25 protein-coding genes and 1 tRNA gene are annotated in these 24,685 nt (G+C 62.4%); 17 read left to right on the top strand and 9 right to left on the bottom strand.

Annotated features, from left to right (window positions below; all coding sequences use genetic code 11):
• Positions 1–138 precede the first annotated feature (138 nt).
• Positions 139–1,635, bottom strand: coding sequence for a polymerase (locus FJ419_RS18045; RefSeq protein ID WP_140696218.1), 1,497 nt, complete (start codon positions 1,633–1,635; stop codon positions 139–141).
• Between the two features lie 566 nt (positions 1,636–2,201).
• On the opposite strand from FJ419_RS18045, the gene FJ419_RS18040 reads away from it, so the two are divergent.
• On the top strand, positions 2,202–3,203 hold the full coding sequence (locus FJ419_RS18040) for a hypothetical protein (protein WP_181170740.1): 1,002 nt from the start codon (positions 2,202–2,204) through the stop codon (positions 3,201–3,203).
• A gap of 349 nt (positions 3,204–3,552) precedes the next feature.
• On the top strand, positions 3,553–4,515 hold the full coding sequence (locus tag FJ419_RS18035) for a hypothetical protein (RefSeq protein WP_140696209.1): 963 nt from the start codon (positions 3,553–3,555) through the stop codon (positions 4,513–4,515).
• 188 nt (positions 4,516–4,703) lie between these two features.
• On the opposite strand, the gene FJ419_RS18030 is transcribed toward FJ419_RS18035, so the two are convergent.
• On the bottom strand, positions 4,704–5,159 hold the full coding sequence (locus tag FJ419_RS18030; protein ID WP_140696204.1) for a BA14K family protein: 456 nt from the start codon (positions 5,157–5,159) through the stop codon (positions 4,704–4,706).
• 292 nt (positions 5,160–5,451) lie between these two features.
• Here FJ419_RS18030 and FJ419_RS18025 point away from each other — a divergent pair.
• The 3 genes from FJ419_RS18025 (at position 5,452) to FJ419_RS18015 (ending at position 7,139) form a co-directional block, all read left to right on the top strand.
• A tRNA-Lys gene (locus FJ419_RS18025) sits at positions 5,452–5,527 on the top strand.
• A 159-nt stretch (positions 5,528–5,686) separates the two neighbouring features.
• Positions 5,687–5,893, top strand: a complete 207-nt coding sequence (locus tag FJ419_RS18020) for a hypothetical protein (protein WP_140545774.1) — start codon at positions 5,687–5,689, stop codon at positions 5,891–5,893.
• Between the two features lie 100 nt (positions 5,894–5,993).
• On the top strand, positions 5,994–7,139 hold the full coding sequence (locus tag FJ419_RS18015) for a hypothetical protein (protein WP_140696196.1): 1,146 nt from the start codon (positions 5,994–5,996) through the stop codon (positions 7,137–7,139).
• Positions 7,140–7,170: 31 nt separating this feature from the next.
• Here the strand turns inward: FJ419_RS18015 and dprA are convergent, their stop codons facing one another.
• From dprA to FJ419_RS17995, 4 genes are all read right to left on the bottom strand, one after another.
• The gene (gene dprA / locus FJ419_RS18010; RefSeq protein ID WP_140696193.1) at positions 7,171–8,298 is read right to left on the bottom strand and encodes a DNA-processing protein DprA; all 1,128 of its coding nucleotides are present in this window, start codon (positions 8,296–8,298) and stop codon (positions 7,171–7,173) included.
• The gene (gene plsY / locus FJ419_RS18005; protein WP_140696190.1) at positions 8,295–8,876 is read right to left on the bottom strand and encodes a glycerol-3-phosphate 1-O-acyltransferase PlsY; all 582 of its coding nucleotides are present in this window, start codon (positions 8,874–8,876) and stop codon (positions 8,295–8,297) included. Before plsY ends, dprA begins: the two co-directional genes overlap by 4 nt.
• Positions 8,877–9,061: 185 nt before the next feature.
• Positions 9,062–10,348, bottom strand: coding sequence for a dihydroorotase (locus tag FJ419_RS18000; RefSeq protein WP_140696187.1), 1,287 nt, complete (start codon positions 10,346–10,348; stop codon positions 9,062–9,064).
• Entirely contained in the window at positions 10,345–11,310 is a 966-nt protein-coding gene (locus FJ419_RS17995; RefSeq protein ID WP_140696184.1) for an aspartate carbamoyltransferase catalytic subunit, read from the bottom strand. Before FJ419_RS17995 ends, FJ419_RS18000 begins: the two co-directional genes overlap by 4 nt.
• 200 nt (positions 11,311–11,510) lie before the next feature.
• Here FJ419_RS17995 and FJ419_RS17990 point away from each other — a divergent pair, with 200 nt between their 5' ends.
• The 3 genes from FJ419_RS17990 (at position 11,511) to FJ419_RS17980 (ending at position 14,368) form a co-directional block, all read left to right on the top strand.
• A complete protein-coding gene (locus tag FJ419_RS17990) occupies positions 11,511–13,139 on the top strand; it encodes a DNA alkylation response protein (RefSeq protein ID WP_140696181.1) in 1,629 nt (542 codons plus the stop codon).
• Positions 13,140–13,469: 330 nt separating this feature from the next.
• Positions 13,470–14,027, top strand: coding sequence for a hypothetical protein (locus tag FJ419_RS17985; protein ID WP_140696364.1), 558 nt, complete (start codon positions 13,470–13,472; stop codon positions 14,025–14,027).
• The gene (locus FJ419_RS17980) at positions 14,027–14,368 is read left to right on the top strand and encodes a DUF6105 family protein (RefSeq protein WP_140696178.1); all 342 of its coding nucleotides are present in this window, start codon (positions 14,027–14,029) and stop codon (positions 14,366–14,368) included. Before FJ419_RS17985 ends, FJ419_RS17980 begins: the two co-directional genes overlap by 1 nt.
• On the opposite strand, the gene ruvX is transcribed toward FJ419_RS17980, so the two are convergent.
• Positions 14,310–14,792, bottom strand: a complete 483-nt coding sequence (gene ruvX / locus FJ419_RS17975) for a Holliday junction resolvase RuvX (protein ID WP_140696175.1) — start codon at positions 14,790–14,792, stop codon at positions 14,310–14,312. The two genes, FJ419_RS17980 and ruvX, sit on opposite strands and share 59 nt — an antisense overlap.
• Before the next feature lie 116 nt (positions 14,793–14,908).
• On the opposite strand from ruvX, the gene FJ419_RS17970 reads away from it, so the two are divergent.
• The 5 genes from FJ419_RS17970 (at position 14,909) to FJ419_RS17950 (ending at position 18,974) form a co-directional block, all read left to right on the top strand.
• Positions 14,909–15,616, top strand: a complete 708-nt coding sequence (locus FJ419_RS17970) for a metal-dependent hydrolase (protein WP_140696172.1) — start codon at positions 14,909–14,911, stop codon at positions 15,614–15,616.
• A 214-nt stretch (positions 15,617–15,830) separates the two neighbouring features.
• Positions 15,831–16,118, top strand: coding sequence for an Asp-tRNA(Asn)/Glu-tRNA(Gln) amidotransferase subunit GatC (gene gatC, locus FJ419_RS17965; protein WP_140545764.1), 288 nt, complete (start codon positions 15,831–15,833; stop codon positions 16,116–16,118).
• 3 nt (positions 16,119–16,121) lie between these two features.
• Positions 16,122–16,580 (top strand): GNAT family N-acetyltransferase, encoded by a 459-nt coding sequence (locus tag FJ419_RS17960; protein WP_140696169.1) that lies wholly within the window; start codon positions 16,122–16,124, stop codon positions 16,578–16,580.
• A complete protein-coding gene (locus FJ419_RS17955; RefSeq protein ID WP_140696166.1) occupies positions 16,580–18,145 on the top strand; it encodes an amidase family protein in 1,566 nt (521 codons plus the stop codon). Before FJ419_RS17960 ends, FJ419_RS17955 begins: the two co-directional genes overlap by 1 nt.
• A gap of 31 nt (positions 18,146–18,176) precedes the next feature.
• The gene (locus FJ419_RS17950; RefSeq protein ID WP_140696161.1) at positions 18,177–18,974 is read left to right on the top strand and encodes a YdcF family protein; all 798 of its coding nucleotides are present in this window, start codon (positions 18,177–18,179) and stop codon (positions 18,972–18,974) included.
• On the opposite strand, the gene FJ419_RS17945 is transcribed toward FJ419_RS17950, so the two are convergent.
• Positions 18,947–19,666, bottom strand: a complete 720-nt coding sequence (locus FJ419_RS17945; RefSeq protein WP_140696158.1) for a DUF599 domain-containing protein — start codon at positions 19,664–19,666, stop codon at positions 18,947–18,949. The two genes, FJ419_RS17950 and FJ419_RS17945, sit on opposite strands and share 28 nt — an antisense overlap.
• A gap of 168 nt (positions 19,667–19,834) precedes the next feature.
• Here FJ419_RS17945 and FJ419_RS17940 point away from each other — a divergent pair, with 168 nt between their 5' ends.
• From FJ419_RS17940 to FJ419_RS17925, 4 genes are all read left to right on the top strand, one after another.
• Complete coding sequence (locus FJ419_RS17940) at positions 19,835–21,238, top strand: L-serine ammonia-lyase (protein WP_140696155.1); 1,404 nt, start codon at positions 19,835–19,837, stop codon at positions 21,236–21,238.
• Between the two features lie 302 nt (positions 21,239–21,540).
• Positions 21,541–21,831 (top strand): hypothetical protein, encoded by a 291-nt coding sequence (locus FJ419_RS17935; RefSeq protein ID WP_140696151.1) that lies wholly within the window; start codon positions 21,541–21,543, stop codon positions 21,829–21,831.
• 74 nt (positions 21,832–21,905) lie between these two features.
• Positions 21,906–22,340: a DUF1489 family protein gene (locus FJ419_RS17930; protein WP_140545757.1), complete on the top strand. Its 435-nt coding sequence runs from the start codon at positions 21,906–21,908 to the stop codon at positions 22,338–22,340.
• Positions 22,341–22,463: 123 nt separating this feature from the next.
• Positions 22,464–23,162 (top strand): molecular chaperone DnaJ, encoded by a 699-nt coding sequence (locus FJ419_RS17925; protein WP_095765344.1) that lies wholly within the window; start codon positions 22,464–22,466, stop codon positions 23,160–23,162.
• Positions 23,163–23,205: 43 nt separating this feature from the next.
• On the opposite strand, the gene FJ419_RS17920 is transcribed toward FJ419_RS17925, so the two are convergent.
• Positions 23,206–24,630 carry a D-alanyl-D-alanine carboxypeptidase gene (locus tag FJ419_RS17920; protein WP_140696148.1) on the bottom strand — a complete coding sequence of 475 codons (1,425 nt, stop codon included), beginning with the start codon at positions 24,628–24,630 and terminating at the stop codon, positions 23,206–23,208.
• Positions 24,631–24,685: the final 55 nt, after the last annotated feature.

Below are 24,685 nucleotides of genomic sequence, written 5' to 3'. Positions count from 1 at the left end.
ACCGCTAGCTCTTTGTTTCAACACAATTCCTGACGGCTAACCGCTCACACTTTTCCTGGAATTGCCATAGGACAGCGTGCCAGAATACCTGGCTGTTTGGTCAATGCAGTGTCTCAGTGTGAAGATGCCCGACGCCAATCATGGGGGCGGCACACGCCACCCGGGTGGGCCAGCCTTGGCAACTGTCTTCTCTGAACCGCCGGGGGGCGCATCAAGAAGCCACACTCCGCTTCCCAGCAGAAACAGAGCAAGGACGTACGTGCTGCTCCAGAAGTGCACCGTCCAGCCGATCTGGAAAAAGAAGACCATCGTTATGATGTAACCAGTGCGGACGTCGTCGAGCCTTTTCTCGAAATTTCGTTTGCCAGCCATCGCCAGGCTGATCGAAATCCCTGCTGATAGCAGCAGTATCGGAGCGGGTAGACCGTAGCGAATTGCTTCCACGAGCCAGAAGTTGTCGATTGTGTCGTTGGGCATCCAGGCAGGGCGCTCCCAGTCGCCAAGGCCAATCCCGAAAAGAGGATGGTTCAGCGCGGTTGCCGAACCATAGTCCCAGATCAACCTCCGATACCAATAAGTCTGTGGGTCGATCACGACCATTTGCGTCATTATGGACAGAGGTGACCTGTTGGCAAGTAGTTCAAGCGGTATCAAGAGTAAAATTAAAATAGCTATAAATATCTTCCACCTATATCTAATTCTGTACAATACTGTGTTCCAACTTATCAGAATAATCTGTAGAATAGTGGAGAAAATAGGGCCAGTTGATAGAGACAACGATGCCGTTCCTAATATAACTGCCGATTTTAAATAGCGTTTCATCAATCTTTCGTTGTAATCTCCGACAAAATAGTTAAGTGCCAAGATACTACCTGTGCTAAGCCCAAACAAGATTGGGTGCTCGAACACCGACATTACGCGAGTTAGCCCAAGCCGATGCTCTGGCGCAAAAATTGCCGTGGGCCAAATTACCCCCATGGCGGTGCGCAGAACGTTGCCGCCACCAAAACATTCGACTACGGCAAAGGGCATCAAGATCACAACAATCCAAAACAGCAGACGGACCGCTTTTTGCAGGTCGTCAAAATCGCGTATCCAGCAGCGAGCGAGCAGGTAGGCGCCGAATGTTTCGACAACTTGAATTCCGGCTGGCTGCATAGCTGTCGCGAACCCGTTGTCAACGATGAGGCTGAGTGCCGACCACAGAGCAAACAGAAGCACCGCGAGATCGGCAAATCTGACTTTGCCAACTTTCCCGGCGATCAACAGGACCAGGCAGGAGCCCAGCAATGCCAACAGCACGAAGCGATAGGCCGACAGTCGCATCGGTCCGAGATGGAAATCCCAAGGAAATACCAACGAGATCAGAAAGATGCGCACCGGCCAAGGGTTGTTTTTCTTCTTCGCTGGCGGCTCGCGGTCACTGGCGTCGTCGGGGTCGGCCCGACCGTCCCAATTTGATGGCGGTCCCTCAGCCGTTTGGAGGGACGACCAACGGGGACGAGCCTCCGTCAAGATGAGCGCGCCTTCATATTCATTCGCTTGGCTGTGTGCCCTCTGAATGTGGCTCAGCGCAGCCGCGGTCGGGGATAGTTTCCGAATCTTCGTGCTGCTGCTCTGCGGACTCTTTGTCATAGGGTGCGACGTTCCGACTTGCCCGTGCGGGTAAGTCGACCTGCTGCGGGCAGGACTTGACTAGACGCGCAGCGCATCCTTTCGGCGGATAGCGGTAAAGAGAGCCCGGGTCTCATCAGAGCAACGACGCCAGCAATGGCTTGGATCTCCGTGGCATTCGGATGTGCGGGAAAGGGACGACCGTCGCAAGGAGGAGCAGGGCGTCAGGCGCAGTGCGGCGAATAAACCCGAAGTTGACCAAATCCCCGCCTCTTTCCGAAAGACTTTGTTCTGCAACGAGTGTGACCGGAAACACGCTCTTGGCGGAGCTACCAATTGGATGAGGTGCTGACGCGATTGGTGCTTCGTTCCTTTCAACCTAAAGCGAAGGGAGTAGGAGTTTTTCAGAATGGTCGATAGGCAGTCGCGCGGGTCTGGATCGATGCTTCGACACGCAAACCGGAAAGCGACCCTTAGTGGCCGCTATCGAACTTATTACCGCTTTGCGACGGCCGAGGCGGACGTTTGGGGTGCCTCGAGTGACGGAGAACAAGCGTTCAGGAGTTCCGAAAGGCACAGGAGAGGACATGCATCCAGCAAGGCTCAGTCTGCTTTTGGCCGGAGTGTTTGCTATCGTCGGCCTCCCGGCCAATGCCGCGACGCTCCGGAGCGACACCGCCGTCGTGTCGGCACGCTCGGCGGCCGCCTTCTTTGCGGCCCGGCATGCCGCGAGTTCAAAAAACGGCCTCCTTATCGCTAGCGCCGAGGCTCCTGTTCGTAGCAGGAGCGCTTGGCCTGACGCGACAAACACCGGCGTCCCCCCTGGGACGATATTGACAGATTACAAAGACGAGTGCGTCATTACTGAAAATAACTTTGTTGTCAATGGCAAAACTGTTAATTGCAGCCTGAGCATTCAGGCTTCAAATGTCATTATCAAAAATAGCAAAATTAACGGTCAGGTTATTCTTGATACTGATCGACCAGGCTCTAAGCTGTGGTCATTTTCAATGTTTGACTCCGAGGTTGACGCCGGAACCATTCAGCAGTCTGCTGTTGGGTGGGGAAATCTGCAGGTGCTCCGGTCGAACATCCACGGTGGAGTAACGTCAGTTCAGTGCGATGAGACGAGTTCGTCTTGTTTGGTGCAGGATTCGTATCTTCATGGTCAATACATGCCCGAAGGCCAGGATTGGCACCTTGGAGGATTCCTGAGCGATGGAGGCCGAAATATTACGCTTCGGCACAACTATATAATATGTGATCACCCAGTGAACTCAGTTGGCGGAGGGTGCACTGGCGATGTTAACTTGATCCCCAACTTCGACGCGATAAAAGGCGCTCTTATAGAGAACAATTTCTTTGGCGCGAATACTTATCTTTCGTATTGTACCTATGGAGGTGAGAAAAAGAATTCCAAATTTCCTCACTCTTACAATGTTATCTACAAAAACAATATTTTAATGCGAGGAGCCAACAAAAAATGTGGCGCTTACGGGCCGGTAACAAACTTCAACGCCACCAACACGGGCAATCTATGGCTGGACAATTTTTGGGACGACGGGACCGTCGTACATCCGGCGAACTAATCCGTGGCGTCCAAACCTGATCACATGCAGTGTTCGGAGCTCGCTACCGCGCCGCTATAAGGTGGTTGTGTCCTCCAGCGTTGACCGCGCCGAGTGGTCGCCACGCTTTCGATCAGAGACCGAAAAGCCAGCAAATTGGGATGCATTTCACGGCAGCATCTCGAAGCATATCGATATTACCACTAACGGAGCCGCCTATTTTCGCTTTTTGGCTAAGGCTCGGCTCTCGTTGCCTAGTGTATGGTCAGTTACCCAGGTCGATCGGACCATATACGCTAGAGCGATCCGAACAACAGAACACAAGGGGAATGAAAGCATGCGCCCTGAACGTCCCCCAAATGGACATCCCTTGCGTCAAGGCGACGTAGTTGAAGTGCTGTCTGCGGAAGAGATTCAGGCGACGCTCGACAAGGACGGCACCTTGAACGGGATGGTTTTCATGCCCGAGATGATTGCCCATCTGGGAAAGCGCTTCACAGTGTCGCGGCGCGTCGACAAAGCATGCAATATGGTCGATCACTCAGGCGGTCGACGCATGCATAGCACCGTGTACCTCGAGGATCTCCGTTGCGACGGATCCCGCCATGGCGGATGCCAGGCGGGTTGCCGCATCTACTGGAAGGATGAATGGCTGCGTCGGGTGGACAACAACGCCGCACCCGCAATTAACACCGGTAGCGCAGGCAGCACGGAACTCGAGCGTATAGCGGAAGCGGCAACGCGGCCGGCAAAAGCGGCGCACGAGAATGGTGCGGATTTCTGGCGGTGCCAGGCCACTGACGCGCTCAAGGCCTCCGAGCCGCTGAAGCGTCGGAACCTGAGCCAATACTGGCGCGAACTGACGAATGGCAACTTCCGTCCGCTCAGGTTCGCGGTGCTGCTTGCAAGGGCATTCGTGATGGACTTTGCGTTCTACACGGGGCTGATCAAGACGCTGCCACTCCAGGGGCCGGGCGAACCCGCAAGCATGGACAAGGCACTCAACCTGCAGGCAGGGGAACTCGTCCGAGTGCTGACCCCTACGGAAATCGCAGCAACGCTCGATGATCGTGGCGAGAGCCGCGGCCTTTCTTTTGACCGGGAGATGCTTCCTCACTGCGGACGAACCTACAGGGTCAAGACCGGTGTGCGGCGCATCATCGACGAAAAAGACGGCCGCATGTTAAAGATCCCGAGGGATTGCGTTATTCTTGATGACGTCTACTGCTCGGGTGAACTCAGCGTGTGCGGCCGTTGGTTCTGTCCCCGTGGCATCTATCCGTTTTGGCGGGAGTCCTGGCTGGAAAGGGTCGACGACGCGGCGCGTCCGTGAACGTATGTGCGCGATCTGCCAAGGGAATCTTAGTCACCATTCGGCCACCAGGAGCCATTGCAAAAAGGCCTCTCAGCGTTTGGGGCTAAAAGGCGGCGAAGGGCAAATCCATTCCACGGCAAAAGAGAAAACCCGTGCCTCTCGAGGCACGGGCTCAGTCAACGGCCCTGGGTACTGACTGGAGGCCGTCAGTAGGGCGAAACACACTGCTGACGGGGGCCGTTGTTAGGCTGGAAGGTGTTGTCCGAGGCGCGATAGGAGCGGTAGCGGTCGTAGCACCACTGCACGTGCGAGTTGCCGCGATACACGCGGTTGTTCTCACTGTTAACGATGGCGCCGGTGATCAGCGCGCCGGTGGCGAAAGCTGCCAGCGGGAACCAATAGTCGCCATGCCGGCGATAGCCGCGGCGATACTCACGATAGCCGCGATGGCCGTTCCAGTAGACAGCGTCACCACGACGCGAGAAATCGCGGTTGAAGCCGCGGTGCCTTCTCCAATCCCGATACTGCACGGTCTGGAGATCTGACGACAGGCCCTGGGGTTGCGGTACATAAGCTGGCTGAGCGTTGACCGGCACCATCTCCGCCGCGACGAACGACGCCGAGAGAGCGGTTGCCAACAGGCCGGATGCGATCTTGTTCATTGATCTTCTCCTCGATGGTTGGTGGGGACGTCCTGTTTGCGAAACGGGCCCGGATTGCAATGGTTCCCGTTCCACCATCAGCCCATTGTTTCAGCCCATTGTTATTGTAGGGCTTTCTGAAGCAGCCCCAAGCCGGGCCATTGGCGCAGGCATCGAAAGCCGTTCCCCCCTCGGCGCCCCTTCGAATCCGTTCAAGAAACCCGCCTTGGAAGCCCGTCTTTTTCCGGTTGACCGGCCGCGGCACTCTCCCTATGTTCCGCGCAATTTCGAGGGCGGCGTTCCGAGCCCACGGGAGCGCGTAGCTCAGCCGGTAGAGCAACTGACTTTTAATCAGTAGGTCATGGGTTCGAATCCCATCGCGCTCACCAAAATTTTTAACCCAAATAGATGCGAGATCCGACCCACGGGCGCTTCCATGTCCGGGGCGATCGAAGCAGCACATTTGTCTGCGTCTCCGGCAATCGGAACAAAAACTTATGCGCGGCTGTTTCCCTGTTGAAGGGACCGCAATCTGGGATGCGGATACAGTGGACGTACTGAACTTGGAACTGGCCAGGGCCAGGCAGAGCGTAAAACGCGCGGAGACTTCTCTCAATCACGCAAAGAAAATGCTGGACGAGGACTGTGGTGTGGGGATCAACCTTGTCCTGTGCGACCGCATACGGTCGGAACAGAAGCGCGTGGCAGAAGCCAGAAAACGGCTGATGAAGATCGCCCGGGCTGCCTTGCCTTGAGGGGGGTGACTTTCCCCAAGGCAATGCGTGTCGGTCACGGGCAAACTTGTCCCTGGATGGGGTCGTGGTTAAACTCGGCGCCTCCGAGGGAGGCTCCAGGATGGCACTTGACCTTTCGGCAGATGCGCAGGCGCCCAAGGCGGCGACGCCGCCGGGCAGATATCTTTTCGGCCCGGTCGCCGATTTCCTGATGCTCGGCGGCAGCGCGTTTCTGATCCTGCCACTGCTGTTCCTGGTGCCGCGCGAGTATGAAGGCTCATTGGCCGCGACGATGGTCGCCGTAGCCTATGTGGTGAACTATCCGCATTTCGCCCACTCCTACCAGATTTTCTACCGCAATTTTGGCCGTAAGGCGCGTGGCGAGGGCTACGACAGAAGCCTGCAGCTTCGCTACATTTTCGCCGGCGTCATCGTACCAGTGGTCATGGCGCTGTTCTTTGCCTATGGCGCGGCGACGTCGAACACGCGGCTGCTCGGCTTCGCGGCCAACGCGATGTTCTTTTTCGTCGGCTGGCACTACGTCAAGCAAGGCTACGGCATGCTGATGGTCGACGCCGTGTTGAAGCGCAAATTCTTCGACGACCGGGACAAGAAGGTGCTGCTCGTCAACAGCTATGCGGTGTGGATCCTGGCCTGGCTGCAGACGAATACGGCCGTGACGCAAGGGCAGTATTACGGCCTTCAATATTACACCTTCGCGGCACCGTCCTGGATCACCGACATTGCGGTGCTGGCGGCCGTCGGATCGACGGCGGCCACGCTTTTCATGCTGATCAACCGCTGGCGAAGGAATGGCGGCGGACTGCCTTACAACGGCATCGTGGCCTATGTCGCCTCGCTCTATCTCTGGATCCTGATCGCCAGGATAAACCCGCTCTGGCTGCTCGTGGTGCCGGCGTTGCACTCGCTGCAATATCTGGCCGTGGTGTGGCGCTATCAGACCAATGTCGAGCGTGACGTTTTGGATGCCGCGCGGGATCCGGAACCAAAGATACTATCCGTGCTCGGGCCCCGCTATCGGTTGCGGGTGCTGGGATTCATCATCGGGGGTGGGGCGCTTGGCTATCTCGGCTTCTGGCTGATCCCGTTCGTGCTGACCGCCTTGGTTCCCTACGACAAGCAGGTGCTCGGTTCGTCGCTGTTCTTCTTCATCGTGCTGATCTTCATCAATGTGCACCACTATTTCCTCGACAACGTGATGTGGCGCCGCGGCAATCCGGAAGTGTCCAAATATCTGTTCCGGTAAGGAAATCAGCGTTGCGGGTAAACGCGCCAGGTCACGCGATCAGCGACACATTTCCGCCGGCGTGGCGCTCGAGCCGTCCGGCAAGGTCGAGTTCCAGGAGCACCATCGCAATCTGCGCGGCGCTCAGTCCCGTGTGGCGGATGATCTCGTCTATGCCTGTCGGCGTGGGCCCGAGCGCTTCCAGCACATCGGCGCGGTCGTTTTCGCCTGGCGGCGGCATGGTTGATGTGTCGGGCGCCTCGGCAAGTGGGGCGGTTCTTGGAAGCCGGGTGCCGGCAAGCGGCGCCAGCGCGCCGAGCACGTCGGCGGCCTCGGTGACCAGCGTGACGCCGTCCTTGAGCAGCGCGTTGCAGCCTGCAGCGCGCGGATCGAGCGGCGAGCCCGGCACGGCGAAGACCAGCCGGCCCATTTCGTTGGCGAGGCGCGCGCTGATCAGAGAGCCGGAGCGCTGCGCCGCCTCGACCACCACCAGTCCAAGCGCCATTCCTGCGACCAGGCGGTTGCGGCGCGGGAAATCCTGGGCGCGCGGCTGCCAGCCGAAGGGCATCTCGGAAACGATGGCGCCGCCTCGATCGGCGATCTCATCGCAAAGGCCGGCATTTTCAGGCGGGTAGGGGACATCGAGCCCGCCGGCCAGCACACCGACTGTGCCGGTCGAAACGCTGCCTTTGTGCGCGGCCGTGTCGATGCCGCGCGCCAGGCCGGAAACGATGGCGTAGCCGTCGCGGCCGAGATCGGCCGCCAGCATGCGCGCCATCTTGATGCCGGCCAGCGAGGCATTGCGAGCGCCGACAATCGCCACCGCCGGCAAGCGGAAGACCGCGCCTTCGCCTTTTACCGCCAGCAACGGCGGCGGATTATCGAGGGTCTTCAGCAAGGGCGGATAATCGGCCTCGCCGATGCCGATGAAGCGGGCGCCGGCGCGCCGGGCGGCGTCCAGCTCGGCTTCGGCCTCGGCGATGGAGGGGATGCGGACGATGCGCTTGGCGCCGCCGGAGATCATCAGCTCCGGCAGCATTTCAAGCGCGGCTTCGGCCGAGCCGAAGCGGTTGATCAGCTCGCGAAACGACGCCGGGCCGACATTGGGCGTGCGGATCAGGCGAAGCCAGGCAAGCCGCTGCCGATCGCTGAGACGCGGGCCGGCAGCCAGGGCGCTCATCCCTTCGCCCCGATCTTGCCCTCGGTGCCGGCGAGCAGCCGCGAGATGTTGGCGCGGTGCTTGATGAAGACGATCAGGCTCATCAGCGCGAACAGGCCGGCGATCTGCGGCATGCTGATGAAATAGAGCGCGATCGGCACGACTACCGCGGCCGCCAGCGCCGCCAGCGAGGAATAGCGGAACAGGAAGGCCATCGCGAGCCAGACGACGGCGAAGACAAGCATGCCTTGCCAGGAAAGGCCAAGCAGCACGCCGAGATAGGTGGCGACGCCCTTGCCGCCCTTGAAGCCGAGCCAGACCGGGAAGAGATGGCCGAGAAAGGCGCCGAAGCCGGCCGACAGTGCGAAGTCCGGTGAAAAATGTCCGGCGATCAGCACCGCGGCAGTGCCTTTCAGCGCATCGAGCAGCAGTGTGGCGGCAGCAAGGCCCTTGTTACCCGTCCTCAGCACATTGGTCGCGCCGATGTTGCCGGAGCCAATCTGGCGGACATCGCCGAGCCCTGCCGCGCGGGTGATCAGGAGCCCGAACGGGATCGAGCCGAGCAGATAGCCGAAGACGAGCGCGATCGCGTAACTCATTGTTTCCCCATATTTCCTGTCGCTTCGGTAGCTCGTCTTATGATTGATACACTGTGCCCGATGCAACCATGGCTTGCAAGTGCTGGCCCTCTTGGGCGTGAATTTATCATAATGGTAGAGTCGGGAGGGTTCGCCAAGCAAGTCTATGCCGGGCAGGCTGAGCAGGCCTCAAGCGATGCGGTGGCTTATGCGGAAAACACTGTGCGGCCCGCGACCATCGTCTGCAGGACCTTGCCCTGCAGGCGCGCGCCCTCGAGACAGGTGTTCTTGGAGCGTGAGCGCAGACCGCTCTCGCTGACGATCCACGGCGCGTCGAGATCGACGACCGCGAGATCGGCCGGCGCGCCTGGCTTCAGCGTGCCGCCCGGCAGGCCGAACAGTCTGGCCGGCGCCGTGGACAGCGTCTCGATCAGCCTCAGCAGCGGCACGTCGCCATTGTGGTAGAGCCGAAGTGCTGCGCCAAGCAGCGTCTCAAGACCGATGGCGCCGGCCGCGGCGTCGGCGAAGGGCAGGCGCTTGGTATCGACGTCCTGCGGGTCGTGCGAGGAGACGATGATGTCGATCGTGCCGTCCTTGATCGCCTCGATCATCGCCAGCCGGTCGTCCTCGGCGCGCAGGGGCGGGGTCAGCCGGAAGAAGGTGCGGTATTCGCCGACGTCGTTCTCGTTGAGCGACAGATTATGGATGGCGACCCCGGCCGTGACATTGGCGCCGTCCGTCCTTGCCCGGTCCACCGCGCCGGCTGCCATCGCCGACGAGATTTTTGCCGCGTGATAGGCGCCGCCGGTCAGCCGGGCCAATGCCAGGTCGCGTTCGAGCGGGATCAGCTCCGCCTCGCGCGGAATGCCCGACAGGCCGAGCCAGCTCGCATAGAGCCCTTCGTTCATCACGCCGGACGAGGCGAGGTTGGCATCTTGCGTTTCGTGCGCGATGACGCCGCCGAAATCGCGCGCATAGGTCAGCGCCCGGCGCATCACCAGCGCATTGGCGATCGTGTGGCGGCCATCGGTGTAGGCGACGGCGCCGGCCTCGCGCAGCAGGCCGAATTCGGTCATCTCGCGGCCCTCGAGGCCCTTGGTGATCGCGGCCGCCGGGAAGATGTTGACGCTAGCGGTGTCGCGTGCCGTGCGCAGCACGAACTCGACCAGCGCCACATTGTCGATCACGGGATCGGTATCCGGCATCATGACGATGGAGGTGACGCCGCCCGCCGCCGCGGCGACGCTGGCCGAAGCGATGGTCTCGCGATGCTCGCCGCCTGGTTCGCCGATGAAGACGCGCGCGTCGACAAGGCCCGGAATGATCGTCTTGCCGGCGCAGTCGACGACGGCGGCGCCTTCCGGCACGCCCTGGTTCAGTGCGGCTTTCCCGGCCGCGACGATCTTGCGGCCGTCGACGATGACGCTGCCGATCTCGTCGACGCCGCGCGAGGGGTCGATAATGTGCGCCTTGCTGAACACGGTCATGCTCATGCGCCGCGCCCCTCATGGTTGCGGCGCGGATCAAGCAGCGCTTCCATCACCGCCATGCGCACGGCGACCCCCATCTCCACCTGTTCCTGGATGACGCTTTGCGGTCCGTCGGCGATCTCGGAGGCGATCTCGACGCCGCGGTTCATCGGGCCGGGATGCATGACCAGCGCATCGTCCTTGGCGGCTTTCAGCTTCTCGGCATCAAGGCCGAAATAGCGGAAATATTCGCGGATCGACGGCACGAAAGCGCCTTCCATGCGCTCGCGCTGCAGGCGCAGCATCATGACCACGTCGGCGTCCTTGAGGCCTTCGGCCATCGAGCGCGACACGATCACGCCCATCCTGTCGATGCCGGACGGCAGCAATGTCGAGGGCGCGACGACGCGCACCTGCGCGCCGAGCGCGTTCAGAAGCATGATGTTGGAGCGGGCGACGCGCGAATGCAGGATGTCGCCGCAGATCGCCACGATCAGCTTCGACAGCGGCCCCTTGGCGCGGCGGATGGTCAGCGCATCGAGCAGCGCCTGCGTCGGGTGCTCATGCGCGCCGTCGCCGGCATTGACCACCGAGCAGCCGACCTTCTGGGCCAGCAGCGCAGCCGCGCCCGCCGATTGGTGGCGGATGATCAGGATGTCCGGCCGCATGGCGTTGAGGGTCATCGCCGTATCGATCAGCGTCTCGCCCTTCTTCACCGAGGAGCTTGCCACCGACATGTTCATGACGTCGGCTCCGAGACGCTTGCCGGCGAGCTCGAAGGACGATTGCGTGCGGGTCGATGCCTCGTAGAACAGGTTGATCTGGGTGCGGCCGCGCAGCGTCGAGGTCTTCTTTTCCGATTGCCGCGAGATCGCCACCGCCTGGTCGGCCCGATCGAGCAACAGCTCGATATCGGCGGGGGAAAGATCGCGGATGCCCAGAAGATGGCGGTGAGGGAAGAGCGGCAGGGACGAAGCGTCGGTCATCTCAAGGCGCTGCTATAGGGTGCGGTCCGGCCTGCCGCAAGCGCCAGCTTTGGATTGCGAGCGTTCTCCCCGGTATTTTCGTCGCGCGCCTTCCGTGGCTTGGGCTATAAGGCCCGGTGGCTTCGGATTCGCGACCGCGGGCTTGGAAATGGTAAGAACCTCTCGGCCAACTGAAGGATTGGGCAACTGAAGGATTGGGCGTGACCGACGAGGTGATCAACCAGCCGCCGCCGTTGGCAGGCGGCAATGCATGGCGGGGCGATCCGTTGCTCATCCAGCTAGCCGAGCGTTTTTCCGACCCCGTTCGCAAGGATCTCGACGGGCTTGGCCGGTTCGTGATGACGCAGGAAGCGCAGGAGCTTGCCCGGCTTGCCAACACCGACATGCCGAAATTGCGCACCCATGACCGCCAGGGCCGCCGCCTCGACTTGGTCGAATATCATCCGGCCTATCACGCCTTGATGCGCCGCTCGATCGCCGGCGGTCTGCATTCTTCGGTATGGGAAAACGGCGATGCCGAGATCGGCCGCCGCCATCAGGTGAGGGCGGCACGGTTCTACCTCACCGCCGAGCTCGAGACCGGGCATCTGTGCCCCATCACCATGACCAGCGCCTCGCTGGCGGCGCTGATGGCAAGCCCGAAGCTTTTCCGCGAATGGGCGCCGCGCGTGACGACGCGCAAATACGACCAGACGCAGAAGCCTCCGGTGCAAAAGACCGGGCTGACGCTCGGCATGGGCATGACCGAGAAGCAGGGCGGCACCGATGTGCGCGCCAACACCACCAGGGCGGAGCGTACCGGCAGCGGTTTTTACCGGTTGACCGGCCATAAATGGTTCATGTCGGCACCGATGTCGGATGCCTTCCTGGTGCTCGGGCAGGTTCCGGAGGGGCTGTCCTGCTTCCTCGTGCCGCGCATCCTGGGCGACGGTTCCGGCAACGGCTTCCGCTTCCAGCGGCTGAAGGACAAGCTCGGCAACCGCTCGAACGCCTCGTCGGAGGTGGAGTTTGTCAACGCGATCGGCGAGATGGTCGGCGACCCGGGCGCAGGCGTGAAGACGATCATGGACATGGTGACGCTGACCAGGCTCGACTGCGCGGTCGCTTCGTCGGCGCTGATGCGGGCGGGCCTCGCTGAGGCCGTGCATCACACGCGTCATCGCCAGGTGTTCGGCTCCAACCTGATCGACCAGCCGCTGATGCAGCGGGTTTTGGCCGACATGGCGCTCGACGTCGCCGCGGCCACGGCGTTGTCGTTCCGGCTGGCGCGCTCTTTCGACGAGGCGGCAAGCGATCGCGGCGAGGCGGCCTTTGCCCGCGCCATGACGCCTGTCGTCAAATACTGGGTCTGCAAGATCGCGCCGCAGCTGCTTTACGAGGCGATGGAATGCCTTGGCGGCAACGGCTATGTCGAGGAAGCGCCGCTTGCCCGCTACTACCGGGAGGCGCCGGTCAACGCGATCTGGGAGGGCTCTGGCAATGTCATGGCGCTCGACGTGCTGCGCGTGCTCGGCCGCGCGCCCGGCCTGTTCGAGGAGGTGCTGACGGGCATCGACCGCGATCTCGGCACCGGCGGGCGCGGCACCATCGGCGTGCTGAAAGCGGCCATGCAGGTCGCCGCGACTGACCAGGGCTCGGCGCGCCTGCTCACCGAACAGCTGGCGCTTTCGGCCGCGGCGGCGGAGCTGCGCAGGCTGGGGGCAGGGCGGATCGCCGACGCTTTCGTCGAAACGCGTCTCGGCGGCCAGTGGCGCACCACCTACGGCATGCTCGATTCGCGCCACGACGCACGCATGATCATCGACACGCTCTATCCGCCGGTGACCTGATCCGCCTCTAAATCTCTAAATCGAGAGATTGAGCATCACGTCATCCGAAAACCGCTTCACGCTTTTTCGCCATCATGCCGGAGGCGCATCGCGCCGAAACGGATTCGGGCGACGCGCTTTAAGTCATTGTTGTGATGCATGTCGTTGTCCCGGAACCGCTGCGCACTTCTGGGCGACATGCATTAAAGGGCATTTTGCCGATCTGTGGATAGCTGTTAACCTTAACAAATGGTTTCCGTTGCGGCGAGCCGTTGCAAAGCCCACTCTCCACTTTGCTGGAGTAGGGAAGGGTTAACCATGACCTCCCCGAACTCCGCCAGCGGGAAACGTATGCGGCACGTGTTGAGCTCAGTTCTGGCCTTGCATTGGGCGGTGGTTTTCGCCCTGCTTGCCTATGTCTGCATGGACGATAGCCGCGGCATAGCGACGGCTCTCGGCGTGCTTGGCCTCTCCGTCCGGGGCAACCGGTTTCCGCAGTTTGAAAATGCGGCCGTGGTCGCGCCGCTTTCGATCGCGTTGTTGATCGTCGCGGTGTTGTTCTGCTGGGCCTTCGTCGAAACGCTGCTGAACGCGGCGGCAAGGCCGGACGCGGGCGAGAGCGTGGCTCGGATCGCCTTCATCTCGGCATCTTTCCTGCTCTCGCTGATCCTCATCGGCGGCGTGGCGCAAGGCATAGACGGCCTGTTCATGATCGTCGCCATCCAGATGACGGCGCTGCTTGCCTCCTACATCGCCGTGCTGGCTGAACGCCGCTCCACCTTCGCCGCAATGCACTTGCCCGAGGGTGATATCCGCGCCGCCTCGCGCATGGCGATGGGAGCCGCGCACAGCTCGCTTCTTTCCCGCATATCCGGCCGCCCGGAAAACAAGCCTGGAGGCAGGCGCTGATGCGCACGATATTCACGCTCTGGGCTGCTCCGATGGCCATCTTCTGGGGATGGTTCTTCCTGTCGGCCAACGACATGAATTTCGGCTATGCGATGCTGAGCCGACAGGTGCACGATTTCGCTTTCCAGCTCTACGGCCAGATGCTTGGCATCGATCCGGCTATCATCCCGGGCATGGTAGCGCGGACCTGCGTTTTCGACTTTTTCCTGCTCATGGGGCTTTGGGCCTTCCGGCGCCGGCACAACATCGCCGAATGGATCAGACAGCGCCGGCAGAGCGATATCAGCTCCGATCGGCTCGGCCCAACGACTGAAGTCGGTCCAACGCTCCCTGCAGAATAAAGGCGGCGGCCGCCGAATCGATCTTGCCGGCGCGCTTCTTGCGCGAGAAATCCATCTCGATCAGTGTCCGCTCGGCCGCAACCGTCGACAGCCGCTCGTCCCACAGCACGAAGGGCAGGTCGGAAAGCGGCGCCATGTTGCGGACAAAGGCGCGGGATTTTTGCGCTCGGGGTCCTTCGGAGCCGTCCATGTTGACCGGAAGGCCGAGCACGAAGGCGCCGACATTGTCCTTGTCGAGCTGAGCGAGCAATTGGGCGGCATCCAGCGAAAATTTCCTACGCAGGATGACCGGGCGCGGATGGGCGAAGGACAGCCCGCGATCGGAAACCGCCACGCCGATCGTCTTGTCGCCGAGATCGAGCCCGGCGAGCGTCTTGCCGCCGGCAAGCCGCTCCGGCAGTTCCTCGATTGAAATAATGCCCAACGGCTTTTCCTGATATCCAGGCGTCACATCCTTTTGACGTTTAGGAGGAGGGGCGCCACTTTCAATTTGCGACTAGCGTTCTATCTTCCGGCAACGGAGAAATCGAGGAAGCATTGATGAAACTGACCTGGTACGGGCATTCGGCATTCCGCGTCGAGACCAAGGACGCCACCATTCTCATCGACCCCTATCTGGTCGGCAATCCGTCCTGGACGGGCGACTGGGAAGGGCCGGCGGAAGGCGTGACCCATGTTCTCCTGACTCATGGCCACAACGACCATGTCAGCGGCGCGGTCGAAGTGCTGAAGAAAAGCGGCGCCATGCTGGTCGCCAATTTCGAGATCTGCATGTACCTCGTCGGCCAGGGCGTCAGCGGCGACAAGATCAATCCGGGCAATATCGGCGGCACCGTCGATTGCGGCCCTTTCACCACGACCTTCGTCCAGGCGCTGCACTCGTCCTCCTTCGGCGGCGAGGGCGGCACGAACACCTATCTCGGCAATCCGGGCGGGCTTGTCCTGCACTTTCCCGAGGACAAGACGCTCTACCATATGGGCGACACCGACATCTTCTCCGATATGGGGCTGATCAACGAGCTGCACGAACCGAAGATCGGCATCGTGCCGATCGGCGACCGCTTCACCATGGGCGGCGCTGTGGCGGGCCTTGCCTGCCGCCGCTTCTTCGGCTTCGATACGGTCGTTCCCTGCCATTTCGGCACCTTCTCGATGATCGACCAGACCGCCGACAAGTTCGTCGCGGGCATGGAAGGCTCGGGCGTAAACGTGGCGCTGCCGGACATCGGCAAGGCGATCACGATCTAGGTTCTTTGCGTCGGAAGAGCTCTGCTCCCAAGCCAGGAAAAGATACGCTGCAGACAGGCCGGCAAACCGTGGCAGCCATTATCACTGCGAGGGCGTGGCATTGCCGCGTAAGCGCCGGGGAGCGACCGCATGGCGATCGAACCGGCATGATCCGTGTTGCACGCTGAGCGCCGCGCCGCTATAGCCCGAATTGGTTTTCCCGAGGCGATAGAACATGTCCGTTGATCTTCAGACCGTGAAGCGCGTCGCGCACCTTGCCCGTATCGCGGTGAGCGAGGAGGACGCCGAGCGCATGACCGGCGAATTGAACGCCATCCTCGGCTTCGTCGAGCAATTGAACGAAGTCGATGTTTCGGGCGTCGAGCCGATGACCTCGGTCACGCCGATGGAGATGAAGAAGCGCCAGGATGCCGTCACCGACGGCAACAAGGCCGCCGACATCGTCGCCAACGCGCCGGCGACGGAAGAGAATTTCTTCCTCGTTCCGAAGGTGGTGGAGTAGAGCGTGGCTGTCGAGATCGCCGTCGAGACGCCTTTGCAGGACGACGTGCGCGCGCTGGTCGCCGAACTCAACGCCGCGCTGCTCGAACTGACGCCGCCCGAGCACTGCTACCATCTCACCGTCGAGCAGATGGCCAACGAGCATACGACGGTGTTCATCGCCCGCGACAACGGCCTTGCCGTCGGCTGCGGCGCGCTCAAGCGCCATGACGATGCGGTCGGCGAGATCAAGCGTATGTACACGCGGCCGTCGCATCGCGGCCGCAAGATCGGCGCCGAGATCGTCGCACGTGTCGAGGCGCTTGCCCGGCAGGAAGGGCTGAAGCGCCTGGTCCTCGAGACCGGCGATCGGCACCTCGCCGCCTGGACCGTCTATGAGCGCGCCGGATTCTCGCGTTGCGGACCGGTGCTGGATTATCCCGATTCCGAGTGGTCGGTGTTTTACGAAAAGAGCCTTGCCTGATGAGCGATCTCACACATCTCACCATTTCCGAGGCCCGCGCCAAGCTGCGCGGCAAGGAGATCACCGCGGCCGAGATCACCGAGGCCTATCTCGCGGCGATCGAGCGCGCCAATCCCGTGCTCAATGCCTATGTGACTGTGACCGCCGACAAGGCGCGCGACATGGCCAAGGCTTCCGATGCCAGGTTGGCCACGGGCGAGGGCGGCGCGCTGGAAGGCATTCCGCTCGGCATCAAGGACCTGTTCGCCACCGAAGGCATCCACACCCAGGCCTGCAGCCACGTGCTGGACGGCTTCAAGCCGCACTACGAGTCGACCGTGACGAGCAATCTATGGGCCGACGGCGCCGTCATGCTCGGCAAGCTCAACATGGACGAGTTCGCCATGGGCTCGTCCAACGAGACCTCCTATTACGGCCCGGTGATCAATCCGTGGCGACGCTCGCGTGTCGATACGGTCGTCATGCCGACGACGCATCAAGGCGATGGCGGCTTTGTGTCCGCCGGCGGCACGAAGACGGCGCGGACCTTGGACAACGCCCAGCTGGTGCCGGGCGGCTCGTCGGGCGGGTCGGCTTCGTCGGTGGCCGCCTTCCTTTGCGCCGGCGCCACCGCCACCGATACCGGCGGCTCGATCCGCCAGCCAGCCGCCTTGACCGGCACGGTCGGCATCAAACCGACTTACGGGCGCTGCTCGCGCTGGGGCATCGTCGCCTTCGCTTCCTCGCTCGACCAGGCCGGACCCATCGCGCGCGATGTGCGCGACGCCGCGATCCTGCTGAAGTCGATGGCCTCCGTCGATCCGAAGGACACGACCTCGGTCGACCGTCCGGTGCCGGACTATGAGGCGGCGATCGGCAAGCCGATCAAGGGCATGAAGGTTGGCATTCCGAAGGAGTATCGTGTCGACGGCATGCCGGAAGACATCGAGGCGCTCTGGCAGAAAGGCATCGCCTGGCTGAAGGACGCCGGCGCGGAAATCGTCGACACCTCCCTGCCGCACACCAAATATGCCTTGCCGGCCTACTATATCGTGGCGCCCGCCGAGGCTTCGTCGAACTTCGCCCGCTATGACGGCGTGCGCTACGGCCTGCGCGTGCCCGGCAAGGACATCGTCGACATGTATGAGAAGACCCGCGCCGCCGGTTTCGGCCGCGAGGTTAAGCGCCGCATCATGATCGGCACCTATGTGCTGTCGGCGGGCTATTACGACGCTTACTATCTGCAGGCGCAGAAGGTGCGCACGCTGATCAAGCGCGACTTCGAGAACGTCTTTGCAGCCGGCGTCGACGTCATCCTGACGCCCGCGACGCCATCGGCCGCCTTCGGCATCGCCGACGAGGACATGGCCTCCGATCCGGTCAAGATGTATCTCAACGACATCTTCACCGTGACGGTCAACATGGCCGGCCTTCCCGGCATTTCCGTGCCGGCCGGCCTCGACGGCAAAGGCCTGCCGCTCGGCCTGCAGCTGATCGGCCGCCCCTTCGACGAGGAGACGCTGTTCCAGACGGCCAACGTCATCGAGCAGGCGGCGGGCAGGTTCCAGCCGGAGAAGTGGTGGTAGCGGCGCCCCTCATCTGAAAAAGGGGCGATGCATGTTCTACTATCTTTCCAAGATTCTCTGGTTCTTCATACAACCGATCAACCTGGCGATCTTCCTGTTGCTCGCCGGCCTGCTGGCAGCGCTGTTTGGGCGCCGGCGGCTGGCGGCCGCGGGTAGCGTGCTCGGCGTCACGATCCTGGTCCTTTCGGCCTGGACGTCGGTCGGCGCGATGATGCTCAATCCGCTCGAAGAACGCTTTCCCAAGCTGCCTCTACCGGAAAAAGTCGACGGCATCGTCGTGCTTGGCGGCGGCTTCGAGGGCGCCATCAATCTGGCGCGCGGCGGTTACGAGCTGAACAGCAGCGGCGACCGCATGGTGGAGACAGCGATCCTTGCGAGGCGCTTTCCGCAAGCGAAGATCGTCGTATCGGGCGGCAATGGCTCGCTTTTTCTCGACGGCGAGGGCGATGCCGACACGGCGCCGCGGCTGCTCGGCGCTTTAGGCGTTTCCGCCGATCGCCTGATCCTAGAGGATAAATCCCGCAACACTTACGAGAATGCGGTGTTCTCGCGAAAACTGGTCGAGCCGAAGCCGGGTGAGACCTGGCTGTTGGTAACCTCGGCTTTCCACATGCCGCGCGCCAAGGCGCTGTTCGACAAGGCGGGTTTTGCGACCATTCCGTGGCCGGTCGACTATCGCACCTCGGGCAGGGAAGGCGTCGGCCTCTACCGCGACAATCCGGTCGATTCGGTGCAGGCGACCACCATCGCAGTGCGCGAGTGGATCGGGCTTTTCGCCTACAGGCTGTCCGGCAAGATCGATCAGCTCTTTCCCGGGCCGGGCGGCTGACCGAGCACGGCTTGCCGCGCCGCCGAGAAGAACTGGCGGCGCACCAGCACGGCCAGAAGCACCAGCGTCGATATCACGAAGACGACCGGGTCGACGAACCAGCCGAGATAGCCGATCGAGAAGAAGACGGCGCGCAGTCCGGAGTTGAAGTGCTTGCCGGCAAGCACGTTCATGCGCGTCGCCCGCCACACCGCCGTTTCGCTGACCGGGTTGCGCGAAGCCGGGCCATGCGGGGTCGGCACGGCGCCGATCAGGATCGAGCAATAGTTGAACAGGCGATAGGCCCAGCCGAATTTGAAGAAGGCGAAGGCCAGGACAAGCACCAGGCCGAACACCTTGGTCTGGAAGGCTTCGCGCGACGGAGCCGCGCCGAAGGGCAGGCCGGCCAGAACCTCAAGCACGCGGTCGGAGGCGCCGAGCAGGGCAAAGCAGCCGCCGAGCGCGATCAGAGAAGAAGAAGCGAAGAAGGCGGTGCCTTGCTGCAGGCCGCCCATGATGGCGGTGTCGACGATCCGAATCTCGCGCTCGGCCATGTTGCGCATCCAGGCTTCGCGCTGGGCGTTCATCGCCGTGGTCAGCGACATGCGACGGACCAGCTTGCCGTCCGAGGCGAGCGTGTGCGCAACCCAGACGACCAGGAAGAAAGCCAGCGCCGCCAGATCGGCCGCCGAAAGATGAAGTGAATCGCCCATCCACTGCTTTTAACACAGGGGGTGCCGGCACTTCGACAGGCGGCAAGCGATGTCGCTGGTGGAGTAAACAAGGTCGGCAGCCGCCGCTCCGCGCCATGCAAAACAGCGGAAACATCCCGGGAATTCCTATATGTATGCTTTGAGCAGTCCTCAGGAGACAACGCCCCAGTGTTCCTTTCGGTTTTCGACCTGTTCAAGATAGGCATCGGCCCATCGAGCTCGCACACGATGGGGCCGATGACGGCCGCGCGTCGCTTCCTCGACGAGATCCTGGCCGGCGACTGGCCCCGGCCCGCCGGCGTCAAGGTTGACCGCATCGGCGCCAGCCTGCACGGCTCGCTTGCCTATACCGGCATCGGCCACGGCTCGGACCGTGCCGTCATCCTCGGCCTGGCCGGCCAGACGCCGCAAACGGTCGATCCGGACGAAGCCGACGCCATCGTCGCCCACATCGGCGCGGAGAAGCGCATTTCGCCGCCCGGGCATCCGACATACCGCTTCGATCCCGCCAGGGACCTCGTGCTCGACCGCAAGACGCCGCTGGCCGGCCACGCCAACGGCATGGCCTTCTATGCCTATGATGCTTCCGACCGGCTGCTGCTCAAGCGCATCTACTATTCGATCGGCGGCGGCTTCGTCGTTTCCGAGGAAGAGCTGCAGCGCATGAAGGCCAAGAGTTCCGTGACGACCGAAGGCAAGAACGTGCCGTACCCCTTCAAGAACGCCGTCGAGATGCTGGCCATGGCGGCCAAGAGTGGGCTTTCGATCGCCGAGATGAAGCGCGCCAACGAGGAAAAGCATATGTCGCGCGAGGAGCTCGACGAAGGCCTCGACGCGATCTGGGGCGCGATGAAGGGTTGCATCGATCGCGGCTTGTCGCAGGACGGCATCATGCCGGGTGGGTTGAAGGTGCGCCGCCGCGCGCGGCAGCTGCACGACAAATTGCAGGAACAGTGGCAGCAAAACAGGCCAAATCCCTTGCTCGCCAATGACTGGCTGTCGATCTACGCCATGGCAGTCAACGAGGAGAACGCCGCCGGCGGGCGCGTGGTGACGGCGCCGACCAATGGCGCCGCCGGCACGCTGCCGGCAGTGCTGCGCTACTGGCTGCATTTCCATCCTGAAGCCGACCAGCCGAGCATCCGTGACTTCCTGCTGACGGCCGCCGCCGTCGGCGGCATCATCAAATCCAACGCCTCGATCTCGGGCGCCGAAGTCGGTTGCCAGGGCGAGGTGGGTTCCGCTTCGGCGATGGCCGCCGCCGGGCTTTGCGCCGTCATGGGCGGCACGCCCGAGCAGGTGGAGAACGCCGCCGAGATCGCGCTCGAGCATCATCTCGGCATGACATGCGATCCGGTCGGAGGCCTGGTGCAGGTGCCCTGCATCGAGCGCAACGCGCTGGGGGCGGTGAAGGCAGTGACGGCCGCATCATTGGCCATCAAGGGCGACGGCACACATTTCGTGCCGCTCGACGCCGCGATCGAGACCATGCGCCAGACCGGCCTCGACATGAACGAGAAGTACAAGGAAACCAGCCTCGGCGGCCTGGCGGTCAATGTGGTGGAGTGCTGAACAGGGGTTCGCAGCCAAGATTTTCCACGTTTTCCCTGCGTCTTTGAAAAACTCGAGATTGGTCAAGTCGCTCCGAATGTCGTCATTCTAGGGCGGAGCAAGGAGCGAAGCGACGCGCGCAGACCCTGGAATCCATGCCGTTACCTGCACGCGCTACCACGGTGCAGACACGAAGTTCGACGAGGGTGTCTGGCGAAAGCTATTCGCGACCGCTGCGTTCTACGGTCTGCGTCACGGCAGGGATTCTCGGGTCTGCGCGCGTCGCTTCGCTCCTTGCTCCGCCCGTGGATGACGAGCGATGGGTGTTTCGGCAGACCTCCAAGGCCAAACTACCAGCGCAACCATCATCCGATCCGTCACCTTCTATGCTAAGAAACCATGGGGCCATCATCGGGATCGACGGCCATAAGGCTACGACGGCATTCGATCCTGAAATCGGGATGTTGAGAGGCGAGTTTCTTGGACTTGCTGGCGGCGCCGACTTCTATGCGCAGGATGTCGAGCAGCTCTATGTCGAAGGGGCGAAGTCTTTGGCGATCTTCCACGAAATTTGCAGGGAGAAGGGCCTCGAGACGGCGATGCAAGCCTCTTGAGCGACAGCCTTTCTTGCCTGTGCAAAACCGCCCGAGGCGTTGAACCCCCACTACGCCGTCGCTAGATTGCGACCATGCTCAATCTGCTAAAACTGTGCGTCGGTTGCGACAGCGTCGAGGATCTCGAAGAGTGGATCGCCTTCCGCCTCGACGAGCGGCGCCGTGCCGGCGAGCCGGCCGAGCACTGGCACACCACCCGCATGGTGCCGACGCGCGGCGATGAGATCACCGATGGCGGCTCGCTCTATTGGGTAATCAAGGGCAGCGTGCAGTGCCGGCAACTGATCACCGAGATCCGGCCCTTCGTCGACGGCGAGGGCATCGGCCGTTGTCATCTCATGCTCGATCCTGAGGTGGTGCGCACCGACTGGCAGCCGCGCCGCGCCTTCCAGGGCTGGCGCTATCTGAAGCCCGCCGACGCACCGGCCGATCTCGGCAAGGGCAGGGCGGCACTCGCCGAAATGCCGCCCAAGCTGAGGCTCGAACTCGCCGAACTCGGCCTGCTGTAGCGCCGCGCCGGCCGGCAAGCCCGCCGCTGGCCCTTCGGCTCGTTCGATGTGGGACTTGCAAGCGCCGGACCTTGGTCCCATCCTATTTGTTATGCTCGGTCATCCGTATGGCGGTGCTACCCGATGGGTGTGATCCTCGCTTTGGCAGCGGTGCTTGTGGTGCTTTTCGGTGCCGCCATGCTCTTTGTGCGTGCTGATCCCGCAAGGATGGCCGACAGTCTGAGATCGCTTGGACCGGCTTTTCTGGGCCTTGTCGGGGCGCCGATGCTGATCTTTGGCCGCAGCCTTATCGGTGGACTGCTTTTGCTCGCGGCGCTGGCCTGGGTCGGCTGGATACGCACGAGACGGCCTCCGGCGCGCGCCGCCGCGTCCAAACATTCGACGGTGCGCACCGCCGCGCTCGAAATGGACCTCGACCACGACAGCGGCAAGCTTGAGGGGCTTGTCCTTGCCGGGCGTTATGAAGGCAAGATGCTGGGAGCAATGGGGCTGACGGACCTGCGCCAGCTTCATGGCGAGCTCAGCCCGGATATGGAGAGCCGCCAGCTCCTAGAGACGTATCTTGACGGCCGTTTTCCCGTCTGGCGCAAGGACGCGCAGCCGCACGGTGGCGAAGGGCTGGGTGTTGCGCCAGGTGCGGGCTCCATGACTAAGGAGGAGGCCTACAAGGTCCTTGGTCTTGAAGCGGGGGCTGCCGCGGCGGATATCCGCAAGGCGCACCGCCGCCTGATGCAGCGCCTGAACGCCGATGTCGGCGGCACGTCTGTCCTGGCGGCGCGGATCAATGAAGCCAAGGACGTCCTGCTCTCCAATCACGATTAGTCTCCTTCGACGCGGGTACTTTCCCGGAGATTTCAACAGCCGCCTATTGCTCGACGGCGTAGCACGAGATTTTCTTGCGCTTCAGGGCGTCGCAGGCCTTCCAGGCGGCGTCCTTCGAGCCGAAGCCGCCGAAACGGGCGCGGTAGTAGGTGGTGCCGTCCTTGTCGAAAGCGACCGTGAAGCCCGATGCGTCCGCCAGGACCCTCGGCGCCTGCTTGCTCGTCTTTTCGAGCAGCGCCTGGGCTCCGGTTTTCGTCGGCGACGATGCAACCTGAACGACCCAGCCGGAGGGCACCGACGATGTCTTGACCGGATCGATCGCCGGTGCTGAAGGCGCCGGGTCGGCATAGGCGGTGACAACCTGGGACGAGGCTTCCTCGGTTTTGGCGGGCGGCGCCATCGCGGCCACGGCAACCGTCTTCACCTTCTTGATCTGGATCACCGGTTTCGTCTCTTCGGCGACCTGTTGGCTGTCGTCCTGGACGTCATCGTCGGCTGAGGCGACGACGGCGTCATCCGTAGCCGGCTTGGCGTCCGGAGTCGGCGCGTCATGTTTGGGTAAAAAGACATTGGCCAAGGTCTTGATCGAATTGTCGTTGCCCTTGGCGATGAGATCGCCGCCGCCGCGCGTCGAGGCGCGCGGCAGATAGGTGTTGATCAGCGCGGCCATCTGGTTGTCGCGGCTGCGGCCGGAAGCGCCGCCCATCACCACCGCGACGAGGCGGCGGTCGCCATCGGCAACGGAGGAGACGAGGTTGTAGCCTGAAGCGCGGGTGTACCCGGTCTTGATGCCGTCGACGCCCCTGATGCGGCCAAGCAGACGATTGTGGCCGTTGATGCGCTGACGGCCGTAGAGAAACGAGCGCTGCGAGAAATAGCCGTAATATTGCGGATAATGCTCGCGGAGCGCGATGCCCAGCATCGCCATGTCGTGAGCGGTGGTGAACTGGCCCGGGTCGGGCAGGCCGTTGGCGTTGCGGAAGACGGTGCCGTTCATGCCGAGCTGGCGCGCCTTGGCCGTCATCATGCGGGCGAAATTGTCTTCGCTGCCGCCAAGCATCTCGCCGAGCGCGGTCGCCGAGTCGTTGGCGGATTTCGTCACGATCGACAGAATCGCGGTCTCGACCGGAACCGAGCCGCCGGCGCGCACGCCGAGCTTGGTCGGCGCCTCGGCGGCGGCATGAGCGGAAAACGGAACCGGGGTGTTCTTGCTGATCCTGCCCTTCGCCAGCGCTTCGAAGGTGAGGTAGAGCGTCATCATCTTGGTAAGCGAGGCGGGATAGCGCCGGCCATTGGCGTCAGCGGAGTAGAGCACCTTGCCGGTCTTGGCGTCCACGACGATGGCCGAGGATCTCGCTGCCATTGCCGACGCCACGTCGGCGACGACAACCGTCATCGCGAGCGCGGCGATCATGATTGCCTTGAGGGAGAAAGATTTGGAGACCAGCCCCGACAACGCCTGACGCACCGTTACTTACCCTGAATTTTCGTTGCCCCGGAGGCGGCAAAGGGAGTGCCGGCCT

The sequence above is a fragment of the Mesorhizobium sp. B2-6-2 genome (assembly GCF_006440615.1).
GTDB lineage: Bacteria > Pseudomonadota > Alphaproteobacteria > Rhizobiales > Rhizobiaceae > Mesorhizobium.
The sequence above is the reverse complement of the archived record's forward strand: the minus strand, read 5'-3'. Positions and strand labels throughout refer to the sequence as shown.